Here is a 23,572-nt window from a genome sequence, read left to right as displayed (position 1 = left end):
CAAGCGCGACACAGCGTCCCCCGCAAGCGCAGCTAGCCGGACGCGCCGCCCTTTTCCGAGACCCCGCCGAAACGGCGAACAAAGGCATCATCCGTACGCGCCTTGCGACGCTGGACCTCGTGCGCCCCCTGCCCGTCTGCGCCGGCGGCGTAAGGCTCACTTACGACCTCCGGCCCCGCAACCGCAAAGCCCCAGCCTCCCAGAGCGCGACGGAGGAGTTCGCGCTGCTGTCCGTCGGCTGCGAGCTTGGCGAGCAGTGTCTGCAGGGAGGCGAGCCTGTCATTCAGCGTTTCGACCAGGGTTCGGAACATCGAGGTCGAACGCTCCAGCAGTGCCTCTTCGGCGAAGAGCCCGCCATCCCCGGCCTGTGCCGCGGCCAGGTCGAGAAGACGCGCCGTTCCCTTGCGGCGTTCGAGAAGACGGACGAGGTCCGCCTCCGCCCTCTGCTGTTCGTCGAGCGCCAGCGCACGCTCGGCCCCGAGCAGGCGAAGAAGTGCGCCGGATTTCGAAAGCAGGTCCTCGATCCCTGCGGCAAGCGAATGCTCGACTGCGCGCGCACGCCGCATCCGTTTCGCCCTCCGCATGGAGAAGAACGCGACAAAGCGCGCGAGGCGCGTGAACCGCTTCATGCCGTCGAAGGCGGCGGCGGTTGCCTCGGTCGCATCATCGAGGCGGAGGACGAGGTCGGCGGCCGTGGCCAGGATCGCCTCCTGCAGACGAATGCCCTCGGCAAGACGGCTGCTTTCGATGTCGAGCTGTGCTTCGTCGATCGCCGTTTCGCTCGACGCGATCTTCCCGAGCAGGTCGATCGCATGCGCCGTGCCCTGCCGCAGGTCTTCGAAGCCAGCCCGGACCCTCTCGACCTTCGTGTCGAAAAGCTGAAGCCCCGCCATCACCCTTCCTCCCGCAGTTTGCCGACCGGTTAACGGTTAGCACGGAGCACGGCCGAAGATCAGCAGAAATCTCCGGCCCGGCGGCACCGCATGCCCGGCGAGGGGCGGCACGCAAAGGAAAACCCCGCCACCGGCGGGTGACGGGGCTTCGCTCCAATACGGTAAGCGCGCCTTATTGCGCGGCGGCCGGATCCTTCAGGTAAGCGATCACATTCTTGATGTCGTCTTCCTTCTTGAGACCGGCGAAGGTCATCGTCGTGCCCTTCACGAGATCGCGCGGCTTAGGAAGGTAGTGCTTAAGAAGGTCCTCGGTCCAGGTCTTGCCGTCAGCTCCGAATTCGGTCATGGCCTTGGAATACTTGAAGCCGGGCACGGTGGCGACCGGACGGTCGACCACGCCCTGAAGCGTCGGACCGACCTTGTTCTTGCCGTCGATCGTGTGGCAGGCGGCGCATTGCTTGAATACCTTGGCGCCCGCGACCGGGTCGCCGTCGGCAGCGGCGAAACCTGCAGGCAGGACCAGCGCAGCGGCCAGGACAAGACAGTTGATTTTCATAGAATACCTCTCTCCACGTCGTTGATGCCCCTGAGTGACCAGTGACGACCGGAAGATAGACCATTTTAAGGCCTTTGCCACTGGACGGGTTGCCGCGGTAATGAGCACGTCCCTGAAATACCCGCAAATTCAGCTGCAGTTGAACTTCTCATCCCAGTGCCGGCGACAATAGGAGACATATTTCTCGTTGCCGCCGACGTCGATCTGCGCGCCCTCCCGGATGAGGTTGCCGGCGCCGTCATAGCGGGCGACCATCGTCGCCTTGCGGCCGCAATGGCAGATCGTGCGGATTTCCCGCAATTCGTCGGCGAGCGCGAGCAGCGCCATCGAGCCGGGGAAGAGCCGCCCCTGGAAATCCGTCCGCAAGCCATAGGCCATGACCGGAATGGACATCCGGTCGGCTACGCGCGCCAGTTGCCAGACATGCGCCTCGGTGAGGAACTGCGCCTCGTCGATGAAGATGCAGGCAATCGTCCCTTCGGCGGCAAGCTCCTCAATGGCGCGGTAGAGATCGGTTCTCGCGTCGAAGGTCAGCGCATCCGTCGAAAGCCCGATGCGGGAAGCGACCCTGCCCGCACCGCCGCGGTCGTCAAAGGCTGCGGTGAAGATCACCGTGCGCATGCCCCGCTCCTGGTAGTTGTAGGAGGCCTGCAGCAGCATCGTGGACTTGCCCGCGTTCATCGATGCGTAGTTGAAATAGAGCTTTGCCATGCTTGCGTCTCCGATCGGCGCCCCGTTTCGGAAAAAGCCCGCCCGAATGGAAGCCCGCGAACGGAAGAATCACAGCTTTTTCCGCAAGCGGCGCCCGGCGCGCTTTGCGGGAAAATAAATGTCGAGACGTCGCAAAGGGGGTGGGGAACGCGGCGCAAACGCGCAGGTGCGCTTGCTTTTGTGCTGTATAGAATGTTGACTTGGGAACATTAAAAACAAAAGGGAGTACCACCAATGCAAAAGACCAAATTGCGCCGCCTCTCGATGGCCGCAGCCGCTGCCGTGTTCGCCCTCGGCACCGCGTCGGCCTTCGCCGCAGAGCCGGAGAGCTGTTCGACCGTTCGCTTCTCCGACGTCGGCTGGACGGACATCACTTCGACGACCGCCACGGCATCGGTCATCCTGAAGTCGCTCGGCTACGACACCTCCGTGACCGTGCTCTCCCTCCCGGTCACCTACACCTCGATGAAGAACAAGGACATCGACGTGTTCCTCGGCAACTGGATGCCGAGCCAGAGCAACGACATCAAGCCATATCTCGACGACAAGTCGGTCGAATCCTTCGGCCCGAACCTGGAAGGCGCGAAGTACACGCTCGCCACCAATGCCAAGGGCGCCGAACTCGGCATCAAGGACTTTGCTGACATCGCCAAGCACAAGGACGAGCTCGACGGCAAGATCTATGGCATCGAGCCCGGCAATGACGGCAACCGCCTCGTTCTCGAAATGATCGAGAAGAACGATTTCGGCCTCGAAGGCTTCGAAGTGGTCGAGTCCTCCGAACAGGGCATGCTCGCCCAGGTCGCCCGCGCCGAACAGGAAGGCGCACCGGTCGTCTTCCTCGGCTGGGCTCCTCACCCGATGAACTCCAACTTCAAGCTGACCTACCTGACCGGCGGCGACGACACATTCGGTCCGAACTTCGGTGGCGCCTCGGTCTACACCAACATTCGCGCGGGCTACCTCGACGAGTGCCCGAACGTCGGAAAGTTCCTGAAGAATCTCGTCTTCTCGCTCGACATGGAAAACGTCGTTATGGGCAAGATCCTCGACGAAGGCAAGGATCCGGAAGTAGCGGCGACCGAATGGCTGAAGGCCAACGGCTCGGCGGTCGAACCCTGGCTCGCCGGTGTCACCACCAAGGATGGCGGCGACGCTATGGCGGCTGCGAAGTCGGCGATCGGTTTCTGATCGGTTCGTTGAAACAAGCGCGCGGGAATGGCACCATTCCCGCGCGAGCTTTATGCGTTTGTTTGGCGCCAGAATCCGGGAACATTCATGAACTTCTTGACCGACTACAAGATCCCGATCGGGATTGGAGCGAAGGAAGTGGTCGCCTGGCTGACCACCAACCTTAAGATTGTCTTCGACGCGATTGCCGCGATCCTCAACGCGTCCATCAGTGCGATGCTCTTCGTCCTGCAGGCGCCGTACCTGAAAGGGACCGGGCTCGAAGACTTCTACCCGCTCTTCATGATCGCCGTCTTCACGGCAGTCGCCTGGTTCATCAGACGTTCCGCGGGTGTCGCCACCTTCACGCTCGTCGGCCTTCTCGTCATTTACAACCAGGGCTACTGGAAAGAGACGATGGAGACTCTGGCGCTGGTACTCGCCGCCACCGGCGTCTCGATGGTCGTCGGCGTTCCGATTGGCATTGCCTGTGCGCGCCGCCCCTGGCTTTATGCCGGCGTGCGCCCGATGCTCGACCTGATGCAGACGATCCCGACCTTCGTCTACCTGATCCCTGCGCTCATTCTCTTCGGCCTCGGCATGGTTCCGGGCCTCATCGCGACCGTGATCTTCGCCATTCCCGCGCCGATCCGCCTGACCCGCCTCGGCATCATCTCCACGCCGCCCTCGCTCGTCGAAGCGGCGGAGGCCTTCGGCGCCACCAAGGCGCAGGTTCTGACGAAAGTGGAGCTGCCGTTCGCCACCCCGCAAATCATGGCTGGCCTCACGCAGACCATCATGCTTTCGCTTTCGATGGTGGTCATCGCCGCCCTCGTCGGCGCGAGCGGCCTCGGCGTGCCGGTGGTTCGCGCGCTGAACACCGTCAACATCGCCAAGGGCTTCGATTCCGGCCTCTGCATCGTCATTCTCGCCATTATTCTCGACCGTATATTCCGGTCCTCCGACGAAGGAGACGCATGATGACCGCGGTCAGGTTCGACAACGTCTCCATCGTCTTCGGCCCCAATCCGGAACGGGCGCTCGCGCTGGTCGACAAAGGCAAGACACGTGACGAGATCGGTGCCGAAACCGGCCTGGTGCTCGGCGTCGCCGATGCCTCGCTCACCATCGAAGAGGGCGAGATCCTGGTGCTCATGGGCCTATCGGGGTCCGGCAAGTCGACGCTGCTGCGCGCCGTCAACGCGCTCGCGCCGGTCGTACGCGGCGACGTCAGCGTCTCCAACAGGGGCAAGTTCACCAATCCCTACAAGTGCGACCCGGCCGAACTTCGCGACCTGCGCATGCATTCCGTCTCGATGGTGTTCCAGCAGTTCGGTCTCCTGCCTTGGCGCACGGTTGCCGAGAACGTCGGCTTCGGCCTCGAACTCGCCGGGGTTCCGGATGCCGAACGCCATCGGATCGTCGGTGAACAGCTCGAACTCGTAAATCTGACCGCCTGGGCGGACCGCAAGGTGCAGGAACTGTCGGGCGGCATGCAGCAGCGTGTCGGTCTCGCCCGTGCCTTTGCCACCGGTGCGCCGATCTTGCTGATGGACGAGCCGTTCTCCGCGCTCGACCCGCTGATCCGCAACCGCCTTCAGGACGAACTGCTCGAGTTCCAGAGCCGCCTGAAGAAGACCATCCTCTTCGTCAGTCACGACCTCGACGAAGCCTTCCGCATCGGCAACCGCATCGCCATCATGGAGGGCGGACGCATCATCCAGTGCGGAACGCCGCAGGAGATCGTCAAGAATCCCGCCGACCAGTATGTTGCCGATTTCGTCCAGCACATGAACCCGATCAACATGCTGACGGCACGGGACGTGATGCGCGCGGGCGCCGACGGGAACGCCACCCGCGGTGCGGTGATGGGCACGGCTAGGCCCGAAACGCCGCTCGTCGACATCCTCGACGCGATGGCGCGTCAACCTGGGGCAATCGGCGTGGTTGACAACGGCGCGGTCATCGGCTCGATTTCGGCCGAAGACATCGTAGCCGGGCTGACGAGGCATCGGCAGAGAGGCTGAACGGCGAAGACCGCAGTCGGTGTCCGCCCTCGGCGGCACAGGCCGGCTGCGGCATCGCCCGGACGACGGGTGACTGCCGCCGGCCTCTCGCACAGAGAGGCGAGCGGAATACATGACGGACAAACCATCGGTCATTCGGGAAACCGACGACGAGGCCCGCAGGCTCGCACGAGGGTTGCTGCGCTCGGCCAGACATGTCGCCCTCGCCGTCCTCGACCCGGAAACGGGTTTCCCCTTCGTCAGCCGCGTGCTGCTCGGCACCGACACGGACGGCTCCGCCGTCATCCTCGTCTCGGCGCTCTCGGCGCACACACGGGCACTCAAGAATGATCCGCGTGCCTCACTTCTGGCCGGTGTTCCCGGCAAGGGCGATCCCCTCGCCCATCCCCGCGTGACGGTCCAGTGTGTCGCCGAAGCAATCGATCGCGACAGCCCGGAGCATGGACGGATGCGGGCGCGCTTCATCGCCCGCCATCCGAAGTCCGCGCTCTACATCGACTTCGGCGACTTCGGTTTCTTCCGTCTCGTGCCGCAGTCGGCAAGCCTCAACGGCGGCTTCGGCCGCGCCTACCTCCTGACCGGCGAAGACTTCCGGATCGTCGCGCCGGAGCCGGGAGACATTGCCGGAAACGAGGCGGAGACACTACAAGATTTAGCTAAAATGGCGCCGGATCTGGCCAATGCGATCGCCACCACCAAATGCGGTCAAAAGCCCGGAAAATGGGCGTTTTGCGGGCTCGACATGGCCGGAATCGACCTGATATGCGGCGATTCACTCATTCGTTACGAATTCGGTCGCTTAATTACTAGGCGCAAGGACCTGTTATCAGCGCTGACTAATACAGAAGAACCGATACCTTAAATTTAGGCATATACAATTTTTCATGGATCGCTAGAGTTTCGTTGCGGCTTATTTGACTGATTGTAAACGACACTTTCTCAACTTCAGGTGTCGTACATAGGGAAGACTGAACGTATGAAGACCAAATCATTGTCCGAACAATCGACTGTTGCAGCAGGACTTCTGTCCGCCATGGCAAATCCCAAGCGACTGATGATTCTTTGCAGCCTGGTCAAGGGTGAGGTGCCGGTCGGCGTCCTCGCAACCCAGGTCGGCCTCAGCCAGTCGGCGCTGTCCCAGCACCTGTCGAAGCTGCGCGCGCAAAAGCTCGTGAAGACGCGGCGCGATGCACAGACCATTTATTATTCCAGCTCGTCGGAATCCGTCATCAAGATTCTCGAGACGCTGGAAGACATTTATTGCGAAGCAAATACTAACAAGACGGCCGCATAAGCAAGAAGCCCGCATGAGGGGGACGAACAAGCTGTCGAAAGGGCGATGAACGCCTGCAATCGATACAGCGGCAATTTCAACTGACGAGCATGCTAATGACGCTGGCCGGCAGATCGACGATCTGCCGGCCATTGTTTTTCGCGGCGATCCCGGGAGGCACGAACGACACTCGTCAGCGCCCCTGAAAGCACGCCCTTTCCTGCGAGTTTCCGAGCGCACCCATAACCGGAAAACAGGGCATCCATGACGTTTTGTGATGCCGGGTTGACGCTTGACCATGCCTTGATAATTTGGCCCTGCCATTCGCTTTTTTCGGCAGTTTTGCAGCCAATCGGGAAATGGCCGCCCGCAAAATCAACGGCCATGGAGAGCATCATGTCCAACCGCCTGAATTCCACCCCCAACGACCTGCGCGCCTTCTGGATGCCGTTCACCGCAAACCGGCAGTTCAAGAAAGCGCCGCGCCTCTTCGTCGGGGCGAAGGATATGTACTATACCACCCACGACGGGCGGCAGGTGCTCGACGGCACCGCCGGCCTCTGGTGCGTCAACGCCGGCCACTGCCGTCCGCAGATCACCGAGGCGATCCGCGAGCAGGCCGGCGAACTTGACTACGCGCCGGCCTTCCAGCTCGGCCACCCGAAGGCCTTCGAGCTCGCCAACCGGCTGGTCGACATCGCTCCCGACGGCATGAGCCACGTCTTCTACACCAATTCCGGATCCGAGTCGGTCGATACCGCGCTCAAGATCGCGCTCGCCTACCAGCGCGTGAAGGGTGAAGGCACCCGTACCCGCCTGATCGGACGCGAACGCGGCTATCACGGGATCAACTTCGGCGGCATGTCGGTCGGCGGCATCGTCGGCAACCGCAAGATGTTCGGCACGCTTCTCACCGGCGTCGACCACATCCGTCATACCCATCAGCCGGACAAGAATGCTTTCACGAAGGGCCAGCCGGAATACGGCGCGGACCTCGCCGACGATCTGGAACGCCTGGTCAACCTGCATGACGCCTCGACGATCGCGGCCGTCATCGTCGAGCCGGTCGCCGGCTCCACCGGCGTCCTCATCCCGCCGAAGGGCTACCTGCAGCGCCTGCGCGAAATCTGCGACAAGTATGGCATCCTGCTGATCTTCGACGAGGTCATCACCGGCTTCGGCCGCCTCGGCACGCCGTTCGCCACGCAGTATTTCGACGTTAAGCCGGACATCATCACCACCGCCAAGGGCCTCACCAACGGCGTGATCCCGATGGGTGCCGTCTTCGTGACGTCCGAGATCCACGATGCCTTCATGACCGGGCCGGAGCACCTCATCGAGTTCGCCCACGGCTACACCTATTCCGGCAACCCGATCGCGTCCGCGGCCGGCATCGGCACGCTCAACACCTATCGTGACGAAGGGCTGCTCACCCGCGCCTCCGAGCTCGCCCCCTACTGGGAAGAACAGCTTCATTCGCTGCGCGACTGCCCGAACGTCATCGACATCCGCAACATCGGGCTCATCGGCGCAATCGAGCTCGCACCGATCGCCGGCGAACCGACCAAGCGCGCCTTTAATGCCTTCCTGAAGGCCTATGAAGACGGGCTGCTGATCCGCACCACCGGCGACATCATCGCGCTGTCGCCTCCGCTGATCATCACCAAGGAGCAGATCGACGAGCTCTTCGGCAAGCTCCGCAAGGTTCTGCTGAACAACATCTGATCCACGAGGGCCTCCCCCGCCCGGCGGGGGAGGCCATCACGCCGGCGTCTTTGCACGCAAGGCATGTTACCTTTCATCGCCTTTCACGCTATTGTCGCATCCGCGACTTCGATAGCCATCAACGAAGCACCGACCCGGCAGCTCCCGAACCGGAAGTCGCCGGAGACGAACGGTGCCGAGCCCGGGCCGAAGGGCCCATCCAAGGAGACGAAAATGAACCTGAAACTCTTGACCGGCACCGCGCTGGTTGCCTCGCTGGCATTCGTACAAGCAGCCCACGCCGAAATCGTCCTCGGACTGATCGCACCGCTGACCGGCCCGGTCGCCGCCTATGGCGAGCAGGTGAAGAACGGCGCCGAAACCGCCGTCAAGGAAATCAACAAGAACGGCGGCATCCTCGGCGAACAGGTCGTGTTGAAGGTCGCCGACGACGCCGGCGAACCGAAGCAGGGCGTTTCGGCAGCCAACCAGCTGGTCGGCGAAGGCGTTCGCTTCGTCGTCGGTCCGGTGACCTCGGGCGTCGCCATTCCGGCCTCGGACGTGCTGGCTGAAAACGGCGTGCTGATGGTGACGCCGACGGCGACCGCCCCGGACCTCACCAATCGCGGCCTCACCAACGTCCTGCGCACCTGCGGTCGTGACGACCAGCAGGCCGAAGTCGCCGCGAAATACGTGCTCGACACCTTCAAGGACAAGAAGATCGCCATCATCAACGACAAGGGCCAGTACGGCAAAGGTCTCGCCGACGCCTTCAAGAAGACGCTGAACGAAGGCGGCATCACTGAAGTCTTCAACGACGCACTCACGCCCGGCGACAAGGACTTCAGCGCGCTGACCACCCGCCTCAAGGCCGAGAACGTCGACGTCGTCTACTTCGGCGGCTACCATCCGGAGGCCGGCCTGCTCGTCCGCCAGATGCGCGACGTTAACGTCAACGCGACACTGATCGGCGGCGACGGCCTGTCGAACACAGAGTTCTGGACGATCGGCACCGATGCTGCAGCCGGCACCGTCTTCACCAACGCCTCCGACGCACTGAAGAACCCGGACTCGAAGGCTGCCGCCGACGCGCTCGCCGCGGCCAACATTCCGGCCGAAGCCTTCACCCTCAACGCCTACGCAGCCGTCGAAGTATTGAAGGCCGGCATCGAGAAGGCCGGAAGCGCCGAAGATGCGGAAGCCGTAGCAGCCGCACTGAAGAGCGGCGAACCGATCCCGACCGCAATCGGCAAGGTCACCTACGGCGAGACCGGCGACCTCACCTCGCAGGCCTTCTCGCTCTACAAGTGGGAAGACGGCAAGATCGTCCCGGCCGAGTAAGGTCACGAAACGACGGAAAATCTGGAAGGCGGCCGGCGACGGCCGCCTTCCTGCGTTTTGGGCGAGGCAGGAACGCCCGTGACCGGGCTGCCGCCGCCTCAGTCGGCGATCATGCCCGAGGTGAGGTTCACATAGGCGGCCGTCATCGCGCGTGACCTGTCGGACATCAGGAAGACCGCCGTCTCGGCGACATCCTTGAGCGTCGGCAAACGTCCGAGCATGGTGGTGCCGGCAGCAGCGCCGAGCCACTCTTCGACGGTCATGCCCATCGCAGCAGCCTTCGGCGCAAACAGCTTCGCCGTATAGGAGCCGGCCTTCGGCGCGTCGGCGAGCGCGTGCGGGCCGAGACAGACCGCGCGGATGTTGCGCGGGCCGAGCTCGGCGGCGAGCACCCGTGTAAAGGCTTCGACGCCGGCCGACGCGACGCTGTTTCCGAGATGGCCGGGCACGGCTGTACGTCCTCCCGGCGTCGTCAAAGTCAGCACAAGACCCTGGCGCGCCTTGCCCATATACGGCAAGGCAGCTTTCGTCGTGTTGAACAGCGAAGCGAGAACGCCGTCGACCGGCTCCATGAACGTGCCGAGATCGAGAGCATCGATCTGCGAGCCCTGGTCATGCGGCACGCTCGTCGCATCCATGACGACATCGATCTCGTCCACCTCCGCCGCGATGCGCGCGACCGAGCGGGTCACGACGTCAGATCGTTGCGTGTCCACCACGAAGGTTTCCAGCGTCCCCTGCCCGGGATCGAGCAAGGACGCCGCTGCCGCAAGCCGCTGCGCATCGCGTGCGCCGATGAAGACCCGCGCGCCTTCGGCAAGGCAGGCGGCGGCGACCGCGGAGCCGATCGCTCCCGAGCCGCCGAAGATGACGATATTCTTGTTGGAGAGAAGCATGAGGACCTCACTGGCTGGTGCGCACGGCAGACCCTGTCGCGCGCCATGAATTAAATTCACCCATATGGTTGAATGTTTTCCTTCATAGATTACGACGGAAAGATAGTCAACCATATGGTTGAACGTGTGGTACTGCGTTCGACCAACGCATCCCGTGACAGCGGCGGCCGGGCTGCTATGGTCCCATGCCGCGACAGACCGGCGGAACGGCGTCCCAGCGGAGGAGGACAGGAATGAAGAAGGGTTACAAGGCATTGCTCGACGAGGCGAATGCGGTCGTCGAGACAATCGACGCGGCGGAGGCGAGAACGCTGCACGGGCGCGGCGACGTGGTCTTCGTCGACCTGCGGGACCCGCGGGAGCGGGAACGGGAGGGCACGATTGCGGGCGCCTTCTCCTGTCCGCGCGGCATGCTGGAATTCTGGATCGATCCGGAAAGCCCTTACCACAAGCCCGTCTTCGCCGGCGACAGCCGCTTCGTCTTCTTTTGCGCGAGCGGCTGGCGCTCCGCACTCGCGACGAAGACGGCGCAGGAGATGGGGCTCGACAGCGTCTGCCATCTCGAGGGCGGCTTCACCGCATGGCGGACAGCCGGCCATCCGGTCGAGGCGGTGGTGGCGAAACCGCGGACGTAAACCGGGACGCGCCGCGTGTTGGTGCTGGCGATGGCTGGCGCGCTTGCGCTATGGTCGGTGCATGAAAGGCGGGTGTAACCATGTCCGGGACGATTTTGATCGAAAACGAAGAGCTTTCCGTCGAGGTGCATCCTCTCGGAGCCGAGATGCAGTCGCTGCGAACCGCAGACGGTCGTGATTTTCTCTGGAACGGCGACGCTGATTGGTGGACAGGCCGCTCGCCGATCTTGTTTCCGATCGTCGGAAAGGCGCCGGGCGACCGCATCGCCATCGATGGCAAGACCTACCCGATGGCGCAGCATGGCTTCGCCCGTCGGCGGGTCTTCGACCTCGTCGACCGGACGGTAAGCTCCTGCAGGCTTCGCCTCGATTCGACGGAGGCGACACGCGAGGTCTATCCCTTCGCCTTCAGCCTCGTGGTCGAACATCGCGTCGACGGCCGCACGCTGACCATAACCGCCGAGGTGAACAATCCGGGAGACAACCCGCTGCCCTTCGGCATCGGCTTTCACCCGGCCTTTCTCTGGCCCCTGCCCGGCGCGGCGGGCAAGATGCATCGGGTCACCCTCGACAACGGTGCCGAGCCGGGCGTCGTGCAGCTGGTAAACGGCCTGATCGGAAAGACACTGCACGGCTCGCCCTTCAAGGATGGCCGACTGGAACTCGCATCCTCGCTCTTCGAGAACGACGCTCTGATCTTCCCCGAAGGCGCCGGGACCGGCCTCACCTATTGCGCGGACGACGGAGCTAAACTCCACTTCACCTTCGAGAACCTGCCCAACGTGGCGCTCTGGCAGAAGCCCGGCGCGCCCTTCCTCTGCATCGAACCCTGGCACGGCATGGCGGCCCATGCCGGCGGCACGGCCGAACTGGTCGAGCGCCCCTATACGGTGGCCCTCGCCGCGGGCGAAAGCATGCGCTTCGGGCTTGCGGTGGAGATCAGGGAATAGACGATGGCGGCAAAGGCATCGCAACGTCTCGTCGAGATCGCCGATGCCCTGCCGCTTGCGGCCGGAATGCGTATCCTCGAGATCGGCTGCGGACCGGGTGTGCTAGCGCGCTTGATAGCGGAACGCATGCAAGGCGATGTATATGTGCTTGGCATTGACCGCTCGGCGTCAGCGATCGCCGCTGCGACAGCGCAGATGACGGATAGTGCCTATCCGACGGCCATCGCCTTCCGCCAGGTCGCCGCCGAGCACTTCATGCTGGCCGACGAAGAAGAACTGTTCGATCTCGCCGTGGCCATCCGCGTCGGCGCCCTTGACGGCCGCCATCCGGAGACCGGCAGGATGGTGCTTCCACGTATTCGCGCCGCGCTTCGGCCCCAGGGGCGGATCTTCATCGACGGGGGCGACCCGCTGCGGGAGATCCCCCTGACGGGGCTCCCGGACTAGCGCACCACGCAGCTATTGCTCGTTGCCATCCTTCGGCTACTCTCAAGCCATCATCAAACGTGGAGAGGGCAGGCCAATGTGCAATCATTGCGTGATCGAGAATGTGAAGCAGAACATGCTGTCGCGACGCTCCCTGTTCAAGGGCATGGCGATCGCGGGCGCGGCAGTCGTGGGGAGCGGCGTGAAGACGCCGGTGTTGGCGCAAGAGAGCCCGAGCAAGGTCGTTGACCTGACGCACGCCTATGACGGAGCTTTCCCGACCTTCGACGGCAATCCCGGCATCGAATACGAATGGGCCGTCGAGATCGCGAAAAGCGGCTACCAGCTGCACAAGCTGACGATCTTCGAACACACCGGCACGCATATCGATGCGCCGTTCCATTTCAGCGCCGACGGCAAGAGCGTCGACCAGATCGAACCGGAGAAGCTGGTGGCGCCGCTCGCCATCATCGACATCACCGACCGGGCGAAGGACGATGCCAACGCGACGATCGAGGCCGCAGACATCGAGGCCTGGATCAGCGCCAACGGCGCGTTTCCGAAAGGTGCGGTCGTGGCACTGCGATCCGGCTGGTCGAAGAAGGTGACCGACCCATCCTTCCGCACGGACGGAGACGGCCAGTTTGCCTTCCCCGGCTTCGGCAAGTCGGCAACCGATCTGCTCGCAACGCTCGACGTCGCCGCGATCGGCGTCGATACCCTGTCCCTCGATCCCGGCAACTCGGCCGATTTCGCCGCGCACAACAGCTGGCTGCCGGGCGGGCGCTACGGGATCGAATGCCTGAACAATCTCGAGGAACTGCCGGTCAAAGGCGCGACGATCGTCGTCGGCGCACCGAAACACAAGGGCGGAACCGGCGGCCCCGCCCGCATCCTGGCGCTTGTCTGATGGCGGTCTTCCCCTGCTCACCGACGAGGAGGCGAGTGCGGAAGCGCTCGCCGTCTTCAACGAGATCCGCGAACGCCGCGGGACGGATTACGTCAACAACTTCTGGCGGGCGCTGGCCCATGATCCGGCTGAGCTCCGCGCCGTCTGGGAGAAGGCGCAAACGGTCATGGCACCGGGTGCGCTCGACCCAATGGTCAAGGAGCTGATCTATATCGCCGTGTCGGTCGTCAACGGTTGCAGCTATTGCATCCACTCCCATTCGGCGGCGGCCAAGACGAAAGGTCTGACCCCGCAGATGCATGCCGAGCTGCTGCAGGTCATCGCGCTCGCCAGCCAGACGAACGCGCTTGCGGTCGCACTCGGCGTCCCGGTCGACGCCCGTTTCGACGCGGCACGACCCGACGCCGAGCGATAGGTCGGAGCCGGGCGGCAAACGAGATGGTACGCCGGAACGATGCCGGGAGAACGGCATCGCACGCGAGTATGTGCACGCCATGGGAACGTTGAGACGTCGCCCCTTCCCGATGCCCCTCGCCAGCCGCTACAGTGGTGCCGGATGAAAAAGAATCGGAGACGCCGCATGACCGACCTCGAACGCCGCATCGACCAGGGAACGGGACGCGAGCCAGCCGACATCGTGCTCAAGGGCGGGCGCTTCTTCGACCTCGTCACCGGCGAACTCGTCGCATCCGACATCGCGATCTGCGGCGAAACGGTCGTCGGCACCTGCGGCGATTATCGCGGACGCGAGGAGATCGACATTTCCGGCCGCATCGTCGTGCCGGGCTTCATCGACACCCATCTCCACATCGAGTCCTCGCTGGTGACGCCGCACGAGTTCGACCGCTGCGTCCTGCCCTACGGCGTCACAACTGTCATCTGCGATCCGCACGAGATCGCCAACGTCCTCGGCACGGAAGGCATCCAGTTCTTCCTCGACAGCGCGCTCGAGACGATCATGGACATCCGCGTCCAGCTCTCGTCCTGCGTTCCGGCGACCCATCTCGAAACCTCCGGCGCCGACCTGCCGATCGAGCGGCTCCTGCCCTTCCGCAGCCATCCGAAGGTGATCGGACTTGCCGAGTTCATGAATTTCCCGGGTGTGATCCATAAGGACCCCGTCTGCATGGCGAAGCTCGAGGCATTCCAGGGCGGCCATATCGACGGCCATTCGCCGCTTCTCTCCGGCAACGACCTGAACGGCTATCTCTCAGCCGGCATCCGCACCGACCACGAATGCACAACCGCCACGGAAGCGCTCGAAAAGATCCGCAAGGGCATGCATATCCTCGTGCGCGAGGGCTCGGTGTCGAAGGACCTGCATGCGCTGATGCCGATCCTGACCGAGCGGCTCTCGCCTTTCCTGGCGCTCTGCACCGACGACCGCAACCCCCTCGACATCGCCGAACAGGGCCATCTCGACTACATGATCCGCGAGGCGATCAGAAACGGCGTCGACCCGGTTGCCGTCTATCGCGCCGCCTCGATTTCCGCCGCACGCGCCTTCGGGCTTCGCGACCGCGGCCTCGTCGCGCCGGGCTGGCGGGCCGACCTCGTCGTTATCGACAGCCTCGAAAACTGCAAGGCCGAGATGGTGTTTGCTGCCGGCCGTCGCGTGACGGATGAACTCTTCGCCACCCGCGCGCCGGTCGCGCCCGTCGGCCTCGACAGCGTCAAGGCGCGGATCGTGAAGGCGGCCGACTTCGGCGTGCCGGTAACGGAGGGCGAGACGCCGGTGATCGGCGTCCTGCCGGGCAAGATCATCACCGAGCATCGCCGCTACCGCCTGCCGACCTCCGGCAACCAGACCGCCGTCGATCTCGACCGCGACATCATCAAGGTCGCGGTCATCGAGCGCCACGGCAAGAACGGCAATCACGCCAACGGCTTCGTGCAGGGCTTCGGGCTGAAACGCGGCGCGATCGCTTCGACCGTCGGCCACGACAGCCACAATATCTGCGTCGTCGGCGTCAGCGAGGACGACATGGCGCTCGCCGCCAACCGCCTCGGCGAGATCAAGGGCGGCTTCGTGGTGGTCGACGGCGGCAAGGTGACGGGCGAAATCGCCCTCCCCGTCGCCGGGCTGATGAGCCTCGAACCGTACGAGACCGTGCGCGACACGCTCCACCATCTCCGCCTGGCGGCCTATGCGCTCGGCACCACGCTCCAGGAGCCTTTCCTGCAGGTCGCCTTCCTGCCGCTGCCCGTCATCCCGCATCTGAAGATTTCCGACCGCGGGATGGTCGACGTCGACAAATTCATGCTGCTCGGGTGAGACGACACGCCGGGCGCCACGGAGGATCCTTTCGCACCTGCGAAATTTTATTCGATACGCATACTGACGAATGCGCATCCACATGCTAGGGTTGTAGTTGGGCTCGGGGATCGGAACGAAAGAGGTATCCCATGGCCCGATCGATAGAAAACGCCCTCGGCATTCCACTCTATTACAGCGGCACCTCCACCGCCTGGTTTTCCGCCACCGGCTCCGGCCCTGACCTTTACGGCACGGCCGGAAACGACTCGATCTGGGGAGACAGCTCCGTCAACGTCACCATGCACGGCGGTACCGGCGACGACATTTACTATCTCTACTCGACGATAAACCGTGCCGTGGAAGCGCCGGGTGAAGGCATCGACACCATCAAGACCTGGATGAGCTACACGCTGCCGGAGAATTTCGAGAACCTCACCGTCACCGGTGACGTCCGCCACGCCTTCGGCAACGATCTCGACAACATCTTCAGCGGCTCCTCGAACCGCCAGACCTTCGACGGTGGTGCCGGCAACGACGTGCTGACGGGCGGCGGCGGCGCGGACATCTTTATCCTCGACAAAGGCAACGGCAGTGATCTCATCACCGACTTCAGCGCCGACGATATAATCCGCCTCGAAGGTTATGCCTTCACCTCCTTTGCCGATGTCTCCTCTCACCTGGCCCAGGAAGGCACCGACGTGCGGCTCGATCTCGGAGACGGTGAAAGCCTCGTCTTCGCCGACGTCTCGGTCGGCGACCTCGGCGCAAACCAGTTCCGGCTCTCCCTCGACCGCTCCCAGCTGACACAGACCTTCTCGGATGACTTCAATACGCTCTCGCTGAACGACGGCGATGGTGGGACATGGGACCCGAAGTTCTGGTGGGCGCCGGAAAAGGGTAGCACGCTGCCCGGCAACGGGGAGCTCCAGTGGTACATCAACCCTAACTACGAGGGCACATCGAAGGTGGATCCCTTCTCCGTGGAAAACGGCATCCTGACGATCACCGCCGAAAAGGCATCACCTTCGATCCAGGGAGAGATCGATGGCTACGAGTACACCTCCGGCATGTTGACGACCCATTCCTCCTTCACGCAGACCTACGGCTATTTCGAAATCCGCGCCGACATGCCCGATGATAAGGGCACCTGGCCGGCTTTCTGGCTGTTGCCGGCTGACGGTTCCTGGCCGCCGGAACTCGACGTCGCGGAGATGCGCGGGCAGGACCCGAACACGGTGAACGTGACCGTTCATTCGAACGAGACCGGCCAGCGTACGACCACCTCGACCGCGGTACAGGTTTCCGGCACCGAGGGCTTCCACAATTACGGTGTGCTTTGGACGGAGAACGAGATCGTCTGGTATTTCGACGACGTGGCGGTCGCGCGCGCCGATACGCCGGCCGACATGCATGACCCTATGTACATGATCGTCAACCTCGCGGTCGGCGGCACGGCGGGCCCTCCGACGGACGGGCTTGCAGGCGGTGCAGAGATGCAGATCGACTATATCAGGGCGTATACACTCGACGACATCATGCCGGCGCAACACCAAACGTCGGAGTGGCTGCTCTAGGCAGCGATCGATGACGGGAGGCGGAAAGCGGAACCGGTCACAGCTCCTTGCGGAAATAGACGACCCTCTCCGTCTCCTCGAAACCGAGATGACTGTGCATCGCATGTGAAACCACATTGGCGAGATCGGCGTCGGAGCCGAGTTCCCGCATGCCGATCTCGCGCGCCCAGTCCTCGACGGCAGCGACGAGCCGGCCGGCAACACCACGACGGCGGGACTCGGATGCGACGAAGATGCCTTCGAGAAAGGCGACCGGCGCGGTTTCGCAGCCGTTGACATGGTCCTGCCGAAGGCTCGCCTCGGCGAAGCCGCAGACACGGCCACCGTCCTCGCACAGGAAGACGGCGAAGCGGTCCGGGGCCTCCAGCATGGCAATCTGCTCGCCGGAATGCGCGACCGCGGGGGTATCCGGCCAGAGCTGCAGGCGCAGGCTTCCCCATACATCCAGATCGTCAAGGCTCGCCCGGCGGATCTCCATGCTCATACCCTCATGCAGCAGCCGTCGAGGGCGCCGAGCCGCAGGTGCCCCTTATCGATGCATCCGGAGCAGCCGGGTAGCGCCAGCACCTCCTTGACGGTGAGGTGGGCCGGCAGCGGCACCTCCTGCGGTCCACGGCGCATGTTGAAAACGAAGAGAAGCCGCTCCTTGCCCTTGTCGCGAACGAGGGCGAGCACGTCTTCTTCCAAGTCGAGAAACGTCAGCCCGCCTTCGATGACCGCCGGATGTGCCTTGCGGAAGGCGATCGTCCGGCGATAGTGGTTGAGAAGCGACCCCTCGTCGCCCTCCTGCAGTTCCACCGACAGCGCCTTGTGCTCGCGGGGTACCGGCAGCCAGGTCTTCCGTCCCGACGAAAAGCCCGCATGGTTGCCGCCAGACGTCCACACCATCGGCGTGCGGCACCCGTCGCGCCCCTTGTAGGCCGGCCAGAAGCGGATGCCGTATGGGTCGCGCAGGTCATCGAAGGAAAGCTCTGCCTCCGGCAGTCCCAGTTCCTCGCCCTGATAGAGGCAGATGGAGCCGCGCAGCGCCGCGAGAATGCTGATCGAGAGCCTTGCCACAGCCTCGCGCTCGTCGGCCGCTTGCGCGAACCGGCTGGCGTGGCGGGTGACGTCGTGATTGGAAAAGGCCCAGCAAATCCATCCGTCGGAGATCATCTCCGCCGCCGCGCCGACACAGGCGCGGATGTGGTTTGCGGTGAAGTCCGGCGAAAGAAGGTCGAAGGTATAGCACATGTGCAGCTTGTCGCCGCCACCCGTATAGGCGGCGACGGTCTTCAGCGAGCGGGCGCCATCCCCCACCTCGCCGACGGTCGTACGCCCCGGATAGCGATCGATCAAGGCCCTGAGCCGTTCGAGGAAGACGAGGTTCTCCGGCTGGGTCTTGTCGTGGAGGTGGTTCTGCATGCCGTAGGGGTTGACGTCGGGCGCGTCGAGACCGGGCGCGTCATCGTCCTTCACCATCGCCGGATTGTCCCTGAGCTCCCGATCGTGGAAGAAGTAGTTGACCGTGTCGAGGCGGAAGCCGTCCACCCCGCGTTTGAGCCAGAACTCGACCACCTTGAGGAGTGCCGCCTGAACTTCCGGATTGTGGAAGTTCAGGTCCGGCTGGCTCGCAAGGAAATTGTGCATGTAGTACTGCTTGCGAACGCCGTCCCACTCCCAGGCAGGTCCGCCGAACACCGAGAGCCAGTTGTTGGGCGCCGTGCCGTCCGGCTTCGGATCGGCCCAGACATACCAGTCCGCCTTCGGATTGTTGCGGTGGGCACGGCTTTCCTCGAACCAGGGATGCCGGTCGGAGGTGTGCGAGAGGACCTGGTCGATGATGACCTTGAGGCCGAGACGGTGCGCCTCCTTCATCAGTTCGTCGAAATCGCCAAGCGTCCCGAACATCGGGTCGACATCGCAGTAGTCGGCAACGTCGTAGCCCATGTCGGCCATCGGCGACGTGAAGAAGGGCGACAACCAGATGGCATCCACCCCGAGCGAGGCGATGTAGCCGAGCCGCTGCGTCACGCCCTTGAGATCGCCGATGCCGTCGCCGTTCGTATCCTGGAAGGATCGCGGATAGACCTGATAGATCGTGGCGCCCCGCCACCAGTCCGGTCGGCTGGTTCGGGCACCGCTCTTGCGTTCGGGAGAGGGCATGGAGGCTCCTGCGGTTCGGCCGGTCGGAATTCTTTTGCACAGTATAGGCGAAGGCGGCGGCGAGGCCAGAGGCGGAGGCCGGTGCATCACGGGGTTCTGAACATGCGGGTGACATCAACCTGTAACACTGCGGCCACATAAAGCCTGAAGGAAGCGGAAGGTTCCCGCCTTTCAGTGCCGAGGAGATATTCGCCCAGGCATGCCCAGAATTGTCATCGTCACCGACGCATGGCGGCCGCAGGTCAACGGCGTCGTCCGCTCCATCGAGAACACCAATCGCGAACTCGCGCGCATGGGCGTGGAAGTCGCAATGATCACGCCGGACGCCTATCCGAGCATCCCGATGCCAACATATCCGGAAATCAGGCTGTCGATGGCTCGCTACGGTCGTGTCGCCCGCGCCATCGAGAGCTATGCGCCGGATTACGTCCACATCGCCACAGAAGGACCGCTCGGGCTGATGGCGCGCCACTGGTGCCTGCAGCACAGCATGGGCTTCTCGACCACCTACCACACGCGCTTCCCGGAATATGTCGCAGCTCGCATCCCGGTGCCGATGTCCTGGCTCTATGCCTATGTCCGCTGGTTCCATAACGGCGGCGGCGTCTGCATGGTGGCGACGGAGAGCCTGAGACAGGAGCTTGAGGGACACGGGCTCGACAATCTCCGGCTCTGGAGCCGCGGCATCGACCTAGATATCTTTCATCCGAGACCCCGCACCGAACGACCGTTCGGCCTGCCGCGACCGATCTTCATGACCGTCGGACGCGTCGCGGTGGAAAAGAACCTGCCGACCTTTCTCGACCTCGATCTGCTGGGCTCGAAGGTGGTCGTCGGTGATGGTCCCGAGCGGGAAAACCTTCAGAAACGCTATCCGGACGTCACCTTCACCGGCGCCAGGTTTGGCGAAGAACTCGCAGCGTCCTATGCTGAGGCCGACGTCTTCGTCTTTCCCTCGCGCACCGACACCTTCGGCAACACCATCCTGGAAGCCCTCGCCTCCGGGGTGCCGGTTGCCGCCTTCCCCGTCACCGGGCCGGTGGACATCATTCCGGGAGACGGCAAGGCAGGCATTCTGAACGACGATCTGCACCTCGCCTGCGAGGCGGCGCTTGCCTGCTCCCGCGATGACGCGCGAGCCCTTGCCGAAACCTTTTCGTGGGAGCGGGCAACGCGTCAGTTCCTCGACAACGTCGAGGCTGCCAAGGTGCGGCCGCCGCGGCACCGCGCGGCGGTCACCGGTTGAGCCCTACCGCTTTTTCTTCTTGCCTTCGAAGGGGTTTTCCGACGCCCGCAGATGGATGCGGATCGGCACGCCCGGCATCTGGAAATCGTTGCGGAGCCCGTTCGTGAGATAGCGCAGATAGGACTCAGGCAGCGCTTCCGGACGGGTGCACGAGATCATGAAGGCCGGCGGACGAGCTTTCACCTGCGTCATGTATTTGAGCTTCACGCGGCGACCGGAGACGGCCGGCGGCGGATGCTGCACCTGCTGGCTTTCCAGCCAGCGGTTCAGTTTGGCCGTCGAGATGCGGCTGTTCCAGACGCGATCGGTCTCGACCACCGACTGCATCAGCCGGTCGAGACCGTAGCCGGTCTGCCCGGAGATCGGGACCGCGCGAATGCCGCGCACCTGCGGCAGCAGCCGTTCGGTCTTTTCTCGAAGATCCGCAAGGAATGCCTGCGGGTCTTCGATCAGGTCCCACTTGTTGAAGGCGAGCACCGGGGCACGGCCTTCGCGGGCGACGAGATCGACGAGATGCAGGTCCTGCTTCTCGAAGGGGATCGTCGCGTCGAAGACGATGATGACCAGCTCTGCGAAGCGGATCGAGCGCAGGCTGTCGGCGACGGAAAGCTTTTCGAGCTTCTCCTGCACCCTCGCCTTCTTGCGCATGCCGGCGGTGTCATACATCTTGATGGTGCGGCCGCGCCACTGCCATTCGACGGAGATGCTGTCGCGGGTGATGCCGGCCTCGGGGCCGGTCAGCAGGCGGTCCTCGCCGAGAAAACGATTGATGAGCGTTGACTTGCCGGCGTTCGGACGACCGATGACGGCGATCCGGAGCGGCTTCGTCTCGTCGTATTCCGGCTCGACATCCTCGTCGTCGCCTTCCCCAACGGGCTCATCACGCACGTCGACATCGGTGACGGCCACCTCGTCCGCTTCCGGGAAGGCGCGCTCCTCGCCGATCGCAGCGACGATCGCATCGCGCAGGTCGAGCATGCCCTGGCCGTGTTCGGCAGAGATCGGGCACGGCTCGCCGAGCCCCAGCGTGAAGGCGTCATAAAAGCCGCCGTCGGAGCCGCGCGCTTCCGACTTGTTGGCGACGAGCACCACCGGCTTGCCGCTCCTGCGCAGCATTTCGGCGAGCGTCTGGTCGGCCGGCGTCAGCCCGGCCTTGGCATCGACGACGAAAAGCGAGACGTCCGCCTCGTCGATCGCGGCGCGCGTCTGCGCCCACATGCGGCCCTGCAGCGTCTCGGGACCGGATTCCTCGAGGCCGGCGGTATCGATGATGGTGAAACGCAGGTCGATGAGCTTTGCCGCGCCCGGACGCCGGTCGCGCGTGACACCCGGCGTGTCGTCGACGAGCGCCAGCTTCTTCCCGACCAGACGGTTGAAGAGCGTGGACTTGCCGACATTCGGACGACCGACGATGGCGACGGTAAAACTCATGGATCTTGCTTTCTGGCTGCCGCCGGTGTGCTGCTTACGGCGCCTTGCCGGAAGCGATGATGTTGTCGAGCATCATCTGCGCCCGGCTGGAGACATTCCCCGGCGTTTCGTTGTCTTCGGTGATCTGCTCGAACCACTCGCGGGCCTTCACCATGTCGCCTGCCTTGTACGCGGCAAGTCCCAGCGCTTCGCGAGCCGAGTGGCGCAACGCCTCGCGGGGTGCTGCGAGCACCTCGACTTCTGCGGAAACCTGCTCGTAGGTGCCGGTATCGACCAACAGCCAGGCAGCGCGAAGACGCGCGACGTCACGGATCACCTGCGGAACGGAGGTATCCTTGCCGATCGCGGTGAAGGCGTCGATTGCCGCCTGTGTCTCGCCCTTCTCGGCCTGCACGGTCGCCGCACGCATGCGCGCAAGCACGCTGTAGGAGCCGTGGCCGTCCTTCTCGAGAGCAGTGAGGGCGGCGAGCGCCTCGTCACGCTTGCCCTCGCTGGCGAGCGTCAGGGCGGCGAGGAACTGGTCGCCGGCAGCGGAAGACCGACGGTCCTGCCAGTATTCGTAGCCGCGGTACCCGGCCGTGCCGACCACGATCAGGACGGCCGCGCCGATGATGTATGTCCCGAAGCGGCGCCAGACCTGCTTGACCTGATCCGAGCGAAGCTCTTCGTTCACTTCGCGGATGAAGCTGTCGTTGTTATCAACCATCGATGTCTCCGGCCTGCCGGCCATTTCATGCCGTTGTGTTCGTGAGCGGCCTTCTACCCGATTTTTCGGGCCTTGTAAGTGGGAATGCCGCGAATCCTTTGCAAAGCCTACATGACGATCGGCGGAACGCCGATCAGCAAGGCATGCAGTCTGGCGATGAAGAGGCCCCAGACGATCGCGCCGATCACGATCGCCAGCAAGTCGTAGCGCGCGGAGACGAAGGGCCGCGGCTTCAGCTCGCCCGCCCTTTCCCGCCGCTTCAATGAAATCCGGACAACGACGCCCCATGCAAGGAAGGAGCTGAAGAGCAGGACGGAACGCAGGTCGCCATTCGCCAAAAGGTGGGCGAACGCCCAGATCTTCACCGAGAGCACCATGGGGTGCTTGGTCTTGGCCGCGATGTGTCCCGCAGGAATCAGGCTTGCCACGAGCACGATCATCGCGAGCAGCATCAGGGTCAGCGTCAGATGCGCCGTCCAGACGGGCGGATAGTAGAGGTCGATGATCGGCGCGTTCGCGTAACCATAGACGAGCACCACGAGCGCCGCGAGGCTCGCCAGCGCGTAGAGCCCTTTCCAGCGCTGCTCGCCAAGCTTTGCGATCATCGCGTCGCGGAAGCCGGGCGCCACGATCCGCGTCAGATGTATACCGAGAAACAACACGATCCCAAGGACCAACAAAGCCATCGTTCCGAACCCCGTTTTGATTGTTACCAATGGAA

General features: G+C 63.7%; 25 protein-coding genes. 15 read left to right on the top strand and 10 right to left on the bottom strand.

The features are described from left to right. Positions 1–32 precede the first annotated feature (32 nt). The 3 genes from H4I97_RS04225 to H4I97_RS04215 all read right to left on the bottom strand — a co-directional run bounded on the left by H4I97_RS04225 (position 33) and on the right by H4I97_RS04215 (position 2,160). On the bottom strand, positions 33–893 hold the full coding sequence (locus H4I97_RS04225) for a hypothetical protein (RefSeq protein WP_182306683.1): 861 nt from the start codon (positions 891–893) through the stop codon (positions 33–35). 172 nt (positions 894–1,065) lie between these two features. Continuing rightward, a complete protein-coding gene (locus tag H4I97_RS04220; protein ID WP_182306682.1) occupies positions 1,066–1,449 on the bottom strand; it encodes a c-type cytochrome in 384 nt (127 codons plus the stop codon). Positions 1,450–1,578: 129 nt separating this feature from the next. Next, complete coding sequence (locus H4I97_RS04215; RefSeq protein ID WP_182306681.1) at positions 1,579–2,160, bottom strand: thymidine kinase; 582 nt, start codon at positions 2,158–2,160, stop codon at positions 1,579–1,581. A gap of 264 nt (positions 2,161–2,424) precedes the next feature. On the opposite strand from H4I97_RS04215, the gene H4I97_RS04210 reads away from it, so the two are divergent. The 5 genes from H4I97_RS04210 to H4I97_RS04190 all read left to right on the top strand — a co-directional run bounded on the left by H4I97_RS04210 (position 2,425) and on the right by H4I97_RS04190 (position 6,651). Then, positions 2,425–3,351, top strand: a complete 927-nt coding sequence (locus H4I97_RS04210) for a choline ABC transporter substrate-binding protein (RefSeq protein WP_378144407.1) — start codon at positions 2,425–2,427, stop codon at positions 3,349–3,351. An 87-nt stretch (positions 3,352–3,438) separates the two neighbouring features. Continuing rightward, positions 3,439–4,311: a choline ABC transporter permease subunit gene (choW, locus tag H4I97_RS04205; RefSeq protein WP_182306679.1), complete on the top strand. Its 873-nt coding sequence runs from the start codon at positions 3,439–3,441 to the stop codon at positions 4,309–4,311. After that, positions 4,311–5,357 (top strand): choline ABC transporter ATP-binding protein, encoded by a 1,047-nt coding sequence (choV, locus tag H4I97_RS04200; RefSeq protein ID WP_182306678.1) that lies wholly within the window; start codon positions 4,311–4,313, stop codon positions 5,355–5,357. Before choW ends, choV begins: the two co-directional genes overlap by 1 nt. Positions 5,358–5,469: 112 nt before the next feature. Continuing rightward, positions 5,470–6,219 (top strand): HugZ family pyridoxamine 5'-phosphate oxidase, encoded by a 750-nt coding sequence (locus H4I97_RS04195; protein ID WP_182306677.1) that lies wholly within the window; start codon positions 5,470–5,472, stop codon positions 6,217–6,219. Between the two features lie 114 nt (positions 6,220–6,333). After that, positions 6,334–6,651, top strand: a complete 318-nt coding sequence (locus H4I97_RS04190; RefSeq protein WP_182306676.1) for an ArsR/SmtB family transcription factor — start codon at positions 6,334–6,336, stop codon at positions 6,649–6,651. Between the two features lie 92 nt (positions 6,652–6,743). Here H4I97_RS04190 and H4I97_RS04185 read toward each other — a convergent pair whose 3' ends face one another. Beyond that, a complete protein-coding gene (locus tag H4I97_RS04185) occupies positions 6,744–7,028 on the bottom strand; it encodes a hypothetical protein (RefSeq protein WP_182306675.1) in 285 nt (94 codons plus the stop codon). Here H4I97_RS04185 and aptA point away from each other — a divergent pair. Further along, positions 7,027–8,355: an omega-aminotransferase AptA gene (aptA, locus tag H4I97_RS04180; protein ID WP_129332278.1), complete on the top strand. Its 1,329-nt coding sequence runs from the start codon at positions 7,027–7,029 to the stop codon at positions 8,353–8,355. The genes H4I97_RS04185 and aptA overlap by 2 nt on opposite strands. A 213-nt stretch (positions 8,356–8,568) precedes the next feature. Further along, positions 8,569–9,675 carry a branched-chain amino acid ABC transporter substrate-binding protein gene (locus H4I97_RS04175; protein WP_182306674.1) on the top strand — a complete coding sequence of 369 codons (1,107 nt, stop codon included), beginning with the start codon at positions 8,569–8,571 and terminating at the stop codon, positions 9,673–9,675. 98 nt (positions 9,676–9,773) lie between these two features. Here the strand turns inward: H4I97_RS04175 and H4I97_RS04170 are convergent, their stop codons facing one another. Beyond that, on the bottom strand, positions 9,774–10,571 hold the full coding sequence (locus tag H4I97_RS04170) for an SDR family NAD(P)-dependent oxidoreductase (RefSeq protein ID WP_182306673.1): 798 nt from the start codon (positions 10,569–10,571) through the stop codon (positions 9,774–9,776). A 233-nt stretch (positions 10,572–10,804) separates the two neighbouring features. Between H4I97_RS04170 and H4I97_RS04165 the strand changes: the two genes are divergently transcribed. From H4I97_RS04165 to eglC, 7 genes are all read left to right on the top strand, one after another. Continuing rightward, positions 10,805–11,206 carry a rhodanese-like domain-containing protein gene (locus H4I97_RS04165; protein WP_182306672.1) on the top strand — a complete coding sequence of 134 codons (402 nt, stop codon included), beginning with the start codon at positions 10,805–10,807 and terminating at the stop codon, positions 11,204–11,206. Positions 11,207–11,286: 80 nt separating this feature from the next. After that, positions 11,287–12,156 carry an aldose 1-epimerase family protein gene (locus H4I97_RS04160; RefSeq protein ID WP_182306671.1) on the top strand — a complete coding sequence of 290 codons (870 nt, stop codon included), beginning with the start codon at positions 11,287–11,289 and terminating at the stop codon, positions 12,154–12,156. Positions 12,157–12,159: 3 nt separating this feature from the next. Continuing rightward, positions 12,160–12,603, top strand: a complete 444-nt coding sequence (locus H4I97_RS04155) for an SAM-dependent methyltransferase (RefSeq protein WP_182306670.1) — start codon at positions 12,160–12,162, stop codon at positions 12,601–12,603. A gap of 76 nt (positions 12,604–12,679) precedes the next feature. Next, positions 12,680–13,492 carry a cyclase family protein gene (locus H4I97_RS04150; protein ID WP_182306669.1) on the top strand — a complete coding sequence of 271 codons (813 nt, stop codon included), beginning with the start codon at positions 12,680–12,682 and terminating at the stop codon, positions 13,490–13,492. Beyond that, on the top strand, positions 13,485–13,907 hold the full coding sequence (locus H4I97_RS04145) for a carboxymuconolactone decarboxylase family protein (RefSeq protein WP_182306668.1): 423 nt from the start codon (positions 13,485–13,487) through the stop codon (positions 13,905–13,907). Before H4I97_RS04150 ends, H4I97_RS04145 begins: the two co-directional genes overlap by 8 nt. A gap of 165 nt (positions 13,908–14,072) precedes the next feature. After that, positions 14,073–15,767 (top strand): adenine deaminase, encoded by a 1,695-nt coding sequence (gene ade, locus H4I97_RS04140; protein ID WP_182306667.1) that lies wholly within the window; start codon positions 14,073–14,075, stop codon positions 15,765–15,767. A 131-nt stretch (positions 15,768–15,898) separates the two neighbouring features. Continuing rightward, positions 15,899–17,323 carry an endo-1,3-1,4-beta-glycanase EglC gene (gene eglC / locus H4I97_RS04135; protein WP_182306666.1) on the top strand — a complete coding sequence of 475 codons (1,425 nt, stop codon included), beginning with the start codon at positions 15,899–15,901 and terminating at the stop codon, positions 17,321–17,323. A gap of 37 nt (positions 17,324–17,360) precedes the next feature. On the opposite strand, the gene aac(6') is transcribed toward eglC, so the two are convergent. Together aac(6') and bglA are read right to left on the bottom strand one after the other, a co-directional pair. Next, positions 17,361–17,801, bottom strand: a complete 441-nt coding sequence (gene aac(6') / locus H4I97_RS04130; RefSeq protein ID WP_182306665.1) for an aminoglycoside 6'-N-acetyltransferase — start codon at positions 17,799–17,801, stop codon at positions 17,361–17,363. A gap of 2 nt (positions 17,802–17,803) precedes the next feature. Next, positions 17,804–19,468 carry a beta-galactosidase BglA gene (gene bglA, locus H4I97_RS04125; RefSeq protein ID WP_182306664.1) on the bottom strand — a complete coding sequence of 555 codons (1,665 nt, stop codon included), beginning with the start codon at positions 19,466–19,468 and terminating at the stop codon, positions 17,804–17,806. Between the two features lie 199 nt (positions 19,469–19,667). Between bglA and H4I97_RS04120 the strand changes: the two genes are divergently transcribed. After that, positions 19,668–20,714, top strand: a complete 1,047-nt coding sequence (locus tag H4I97_RS04120) for a glycosyltransferase family 4 protein (protein WP_182306663.1) — start codon at positions 19,668–19,670, stop codon at positions 20,712–20,714. A 3-nt stretch (positions 20,715–20,717) separates the two neighbouring features. On the opposite strand, the gene der is transcribed toward H4I97_RS04120, so the two are convergent. The 3 genes from der to H4I97_RS04105 all read right to left on the bottom strand — a co-directional run bounded on the left by der (position 20,718) and on the right by H4I97_RS04105 (position 23,537). Next, entirely contained in the window at positions 20,718–22,145 is a 1,428-nt protein-coding gene (gene der / locus H4I97_RS04115; protein WP_182306662.1) for a ribosome biogenesis GTPase Der, read from the bottom strand. Between the two features lie 34 nt (positions 22,146–22,179). Then, entirely contained in the window at positions 22,180–22,851 is a 672-nt protein-coding gene (locus H4I97_RS04110) for a tetratricopeptide repeat protein (RefSeq protein ID WP_182306661.1), read from the bottom strand. 107 nt (positions 22,852–22,958) lie between these two features. Continuing rightward, complete coding sequence (locus H4I97_RS04105; protein ID WP_182306660.1) at positions 22,959–23,537, bottom strand: NnrU family protein; 579 nt, start codon at positions 23,535–23,537, stop codon at positions 22,959–22,961. Between the last annotated feature and the right edge of the window lie 35 nt (positions 23,538–23,572).

It is taken from the genome of Ciceribacter thiooxidans (assembly GCF_014126615.1).
Classification (GTDB): Bacteria; Pseudomonadota; Alphaproteobacteria; order Rhizobiales; family Rhizobiaceae; genus Allorhizobium; species Allorhizobium thiooxidans.
Note: the sequence above shows the minus strand (reverse complement) of the source record. Positions and strands in the feature narration are given on the sequence as shown.

Coding starts and splice junctions, on each gene's coding strand:
- H4I97_RS04225 (WP_182306683.1), bottom strand. CDS start 893: ATGGCGGGGCTTCAGCTTTTCGACACGAAGGTCGAGAGGGTCCGGGCT.
- H4I97_RS04220 (WP_182306682.1), bottom strand. CDS start 1,449: ATGAAAATCAACTGTCTTGTCCTGGCCGCTGCGCTGGTCCTGCCTGCA.
- H4I97_RS04215 (WP_182306681.1), bottom strand. CDS start 2,160: ATGGCAAAGCTCTATTTCAACTACGCATCGATGAACGCGGGCAAGTCC.
- H4I97_RS04210 (WP_378144407.1), top strand. CDS start 2,425: ATGGCCGCAGCCGCTGCCGTGTTCGCCCTCGGCACCGCGTCGGCCTTC.
- choW (WP_182306679.1), top strand. CDS start 3,439: ATGAACTTCTTGACCGACTACAAGATCCCGATCGGGATTGGAGCGAAG.
- choV (WP_182306678.1), top strand. CDS start 4,311: ATGACCGCGGTCAGGTTCGACAACGTCTCCATCGTCTTCGGCCCCAAT.
- H4I97_RS04195 (WP_182306677.1), top strand. CDS start 5,470: ATGACGGACAAACCATCGGTCATTCGGGAAACCGACGACGAGGCCCGC.
- H4I97_RS04190 (WP_182306676.1), top strand. CDS start 6,334: ATGAAGACCAAATCATTGTCCGAACAATCGACTGTTGCAGCAGGACTT.
- aptA (WP_129332278.1), top strand. CDS start 7,027: ATGTCCAACCGCCTGAATTCCACCCCCAACGACCTGCGCGCCTTCTGG.
- H4I97_RS04185 (WP_182306675.1), bottom strand. CDS start 7,028: ATGATGCTCTCCATGGCCGTTGATTTTGCGGGCGGCCATTTCCCGATT.
- H4I97_RS04175 (WP_182306674.1), top strand. CDS start 8,569: ATGAACCTGAAACTCTTGACCGGCACCGCGCTGGTTGCCTCGCTGGCA.
- H4I97_RS04170 (WP_182306673.1), bottom strand. CDS start 10,571: ATGCTTCTCTCCAACAAGAATATCGTCATCTTCGGCGGCTCGGGAGCG.
- H4I97_RS04165 (WP_182306672.1), top strand. CDS start 10,805: ATGAAGAAGGGTTACAAGGCATTGCTCGACGAGGCGAATGCGGTCGTC.
- H4I97_RS04160 (WP_182306671.1), top strand. CDS start 11,287: ATGTCCGGGACGATTTTGATCGAAAACGAAGAGCTTTCCGTCGAGGTG.
- H4I97_RS04155 (WP_182306670.1), top strand. CDS start 12,160: ATGGCGGCAAAGGCATCGCAACGTCTCGTCGAGATCGCCGATGCCCTG.
- H4I97_RS04150 (WP_182306669.1), top strand. CDS start 12,680: ATGTGCAATCATTGCGTGATCGAGAATGTGAAGCAGAACATGCTGTCG.
- ade (WP_182306667.1), top strand. CDS start 14,073: ATGACCGACCTCGAACGCCGCATCGACCAGGGAACGGGACGCGAGCCA.
- eglC (WP_182306666.1), top strand. CDS start 15,899: ATGGCCCGATCGATAGAAAACGCCCTCGGCATTCCACTCTATTACAGC.
- bglA (WP_182306664.1), bottom strand. CDS start 19,468: ATGCCCTCTCCCGAACGCAAGAGCGGTGCCCGAACCAGCCGACCGGAC.
- H4I97_RS04120 (WP_182306663.1), top strand. CDS start 19,668: ATGCCCAGAATTGTCATCGTCACCGACGCATGGCGGCCGCAGGTCAAC.
- der (WP_182306662.1), bottom strand. CDS start 22,145: ATGAGTTTTACCGTCGCCATCGTCGGTCGTCCGAATGTCGGCAAGTCC.
- H4I97_RS04110 (WP_182306661.1), bottom strand. CDS start 22,851: ATGGTTGATAACAACGACAGCTTCATCCGCGAAGTGAACGAAGAGCTT.
- H4I97_RS04105 (WP_182306660.1), bottom strand. CDS start 23,537: ATGGCTTTGTTGGTCCTTGGGATCGTGTTGTTTCTCGGTATACATCTG.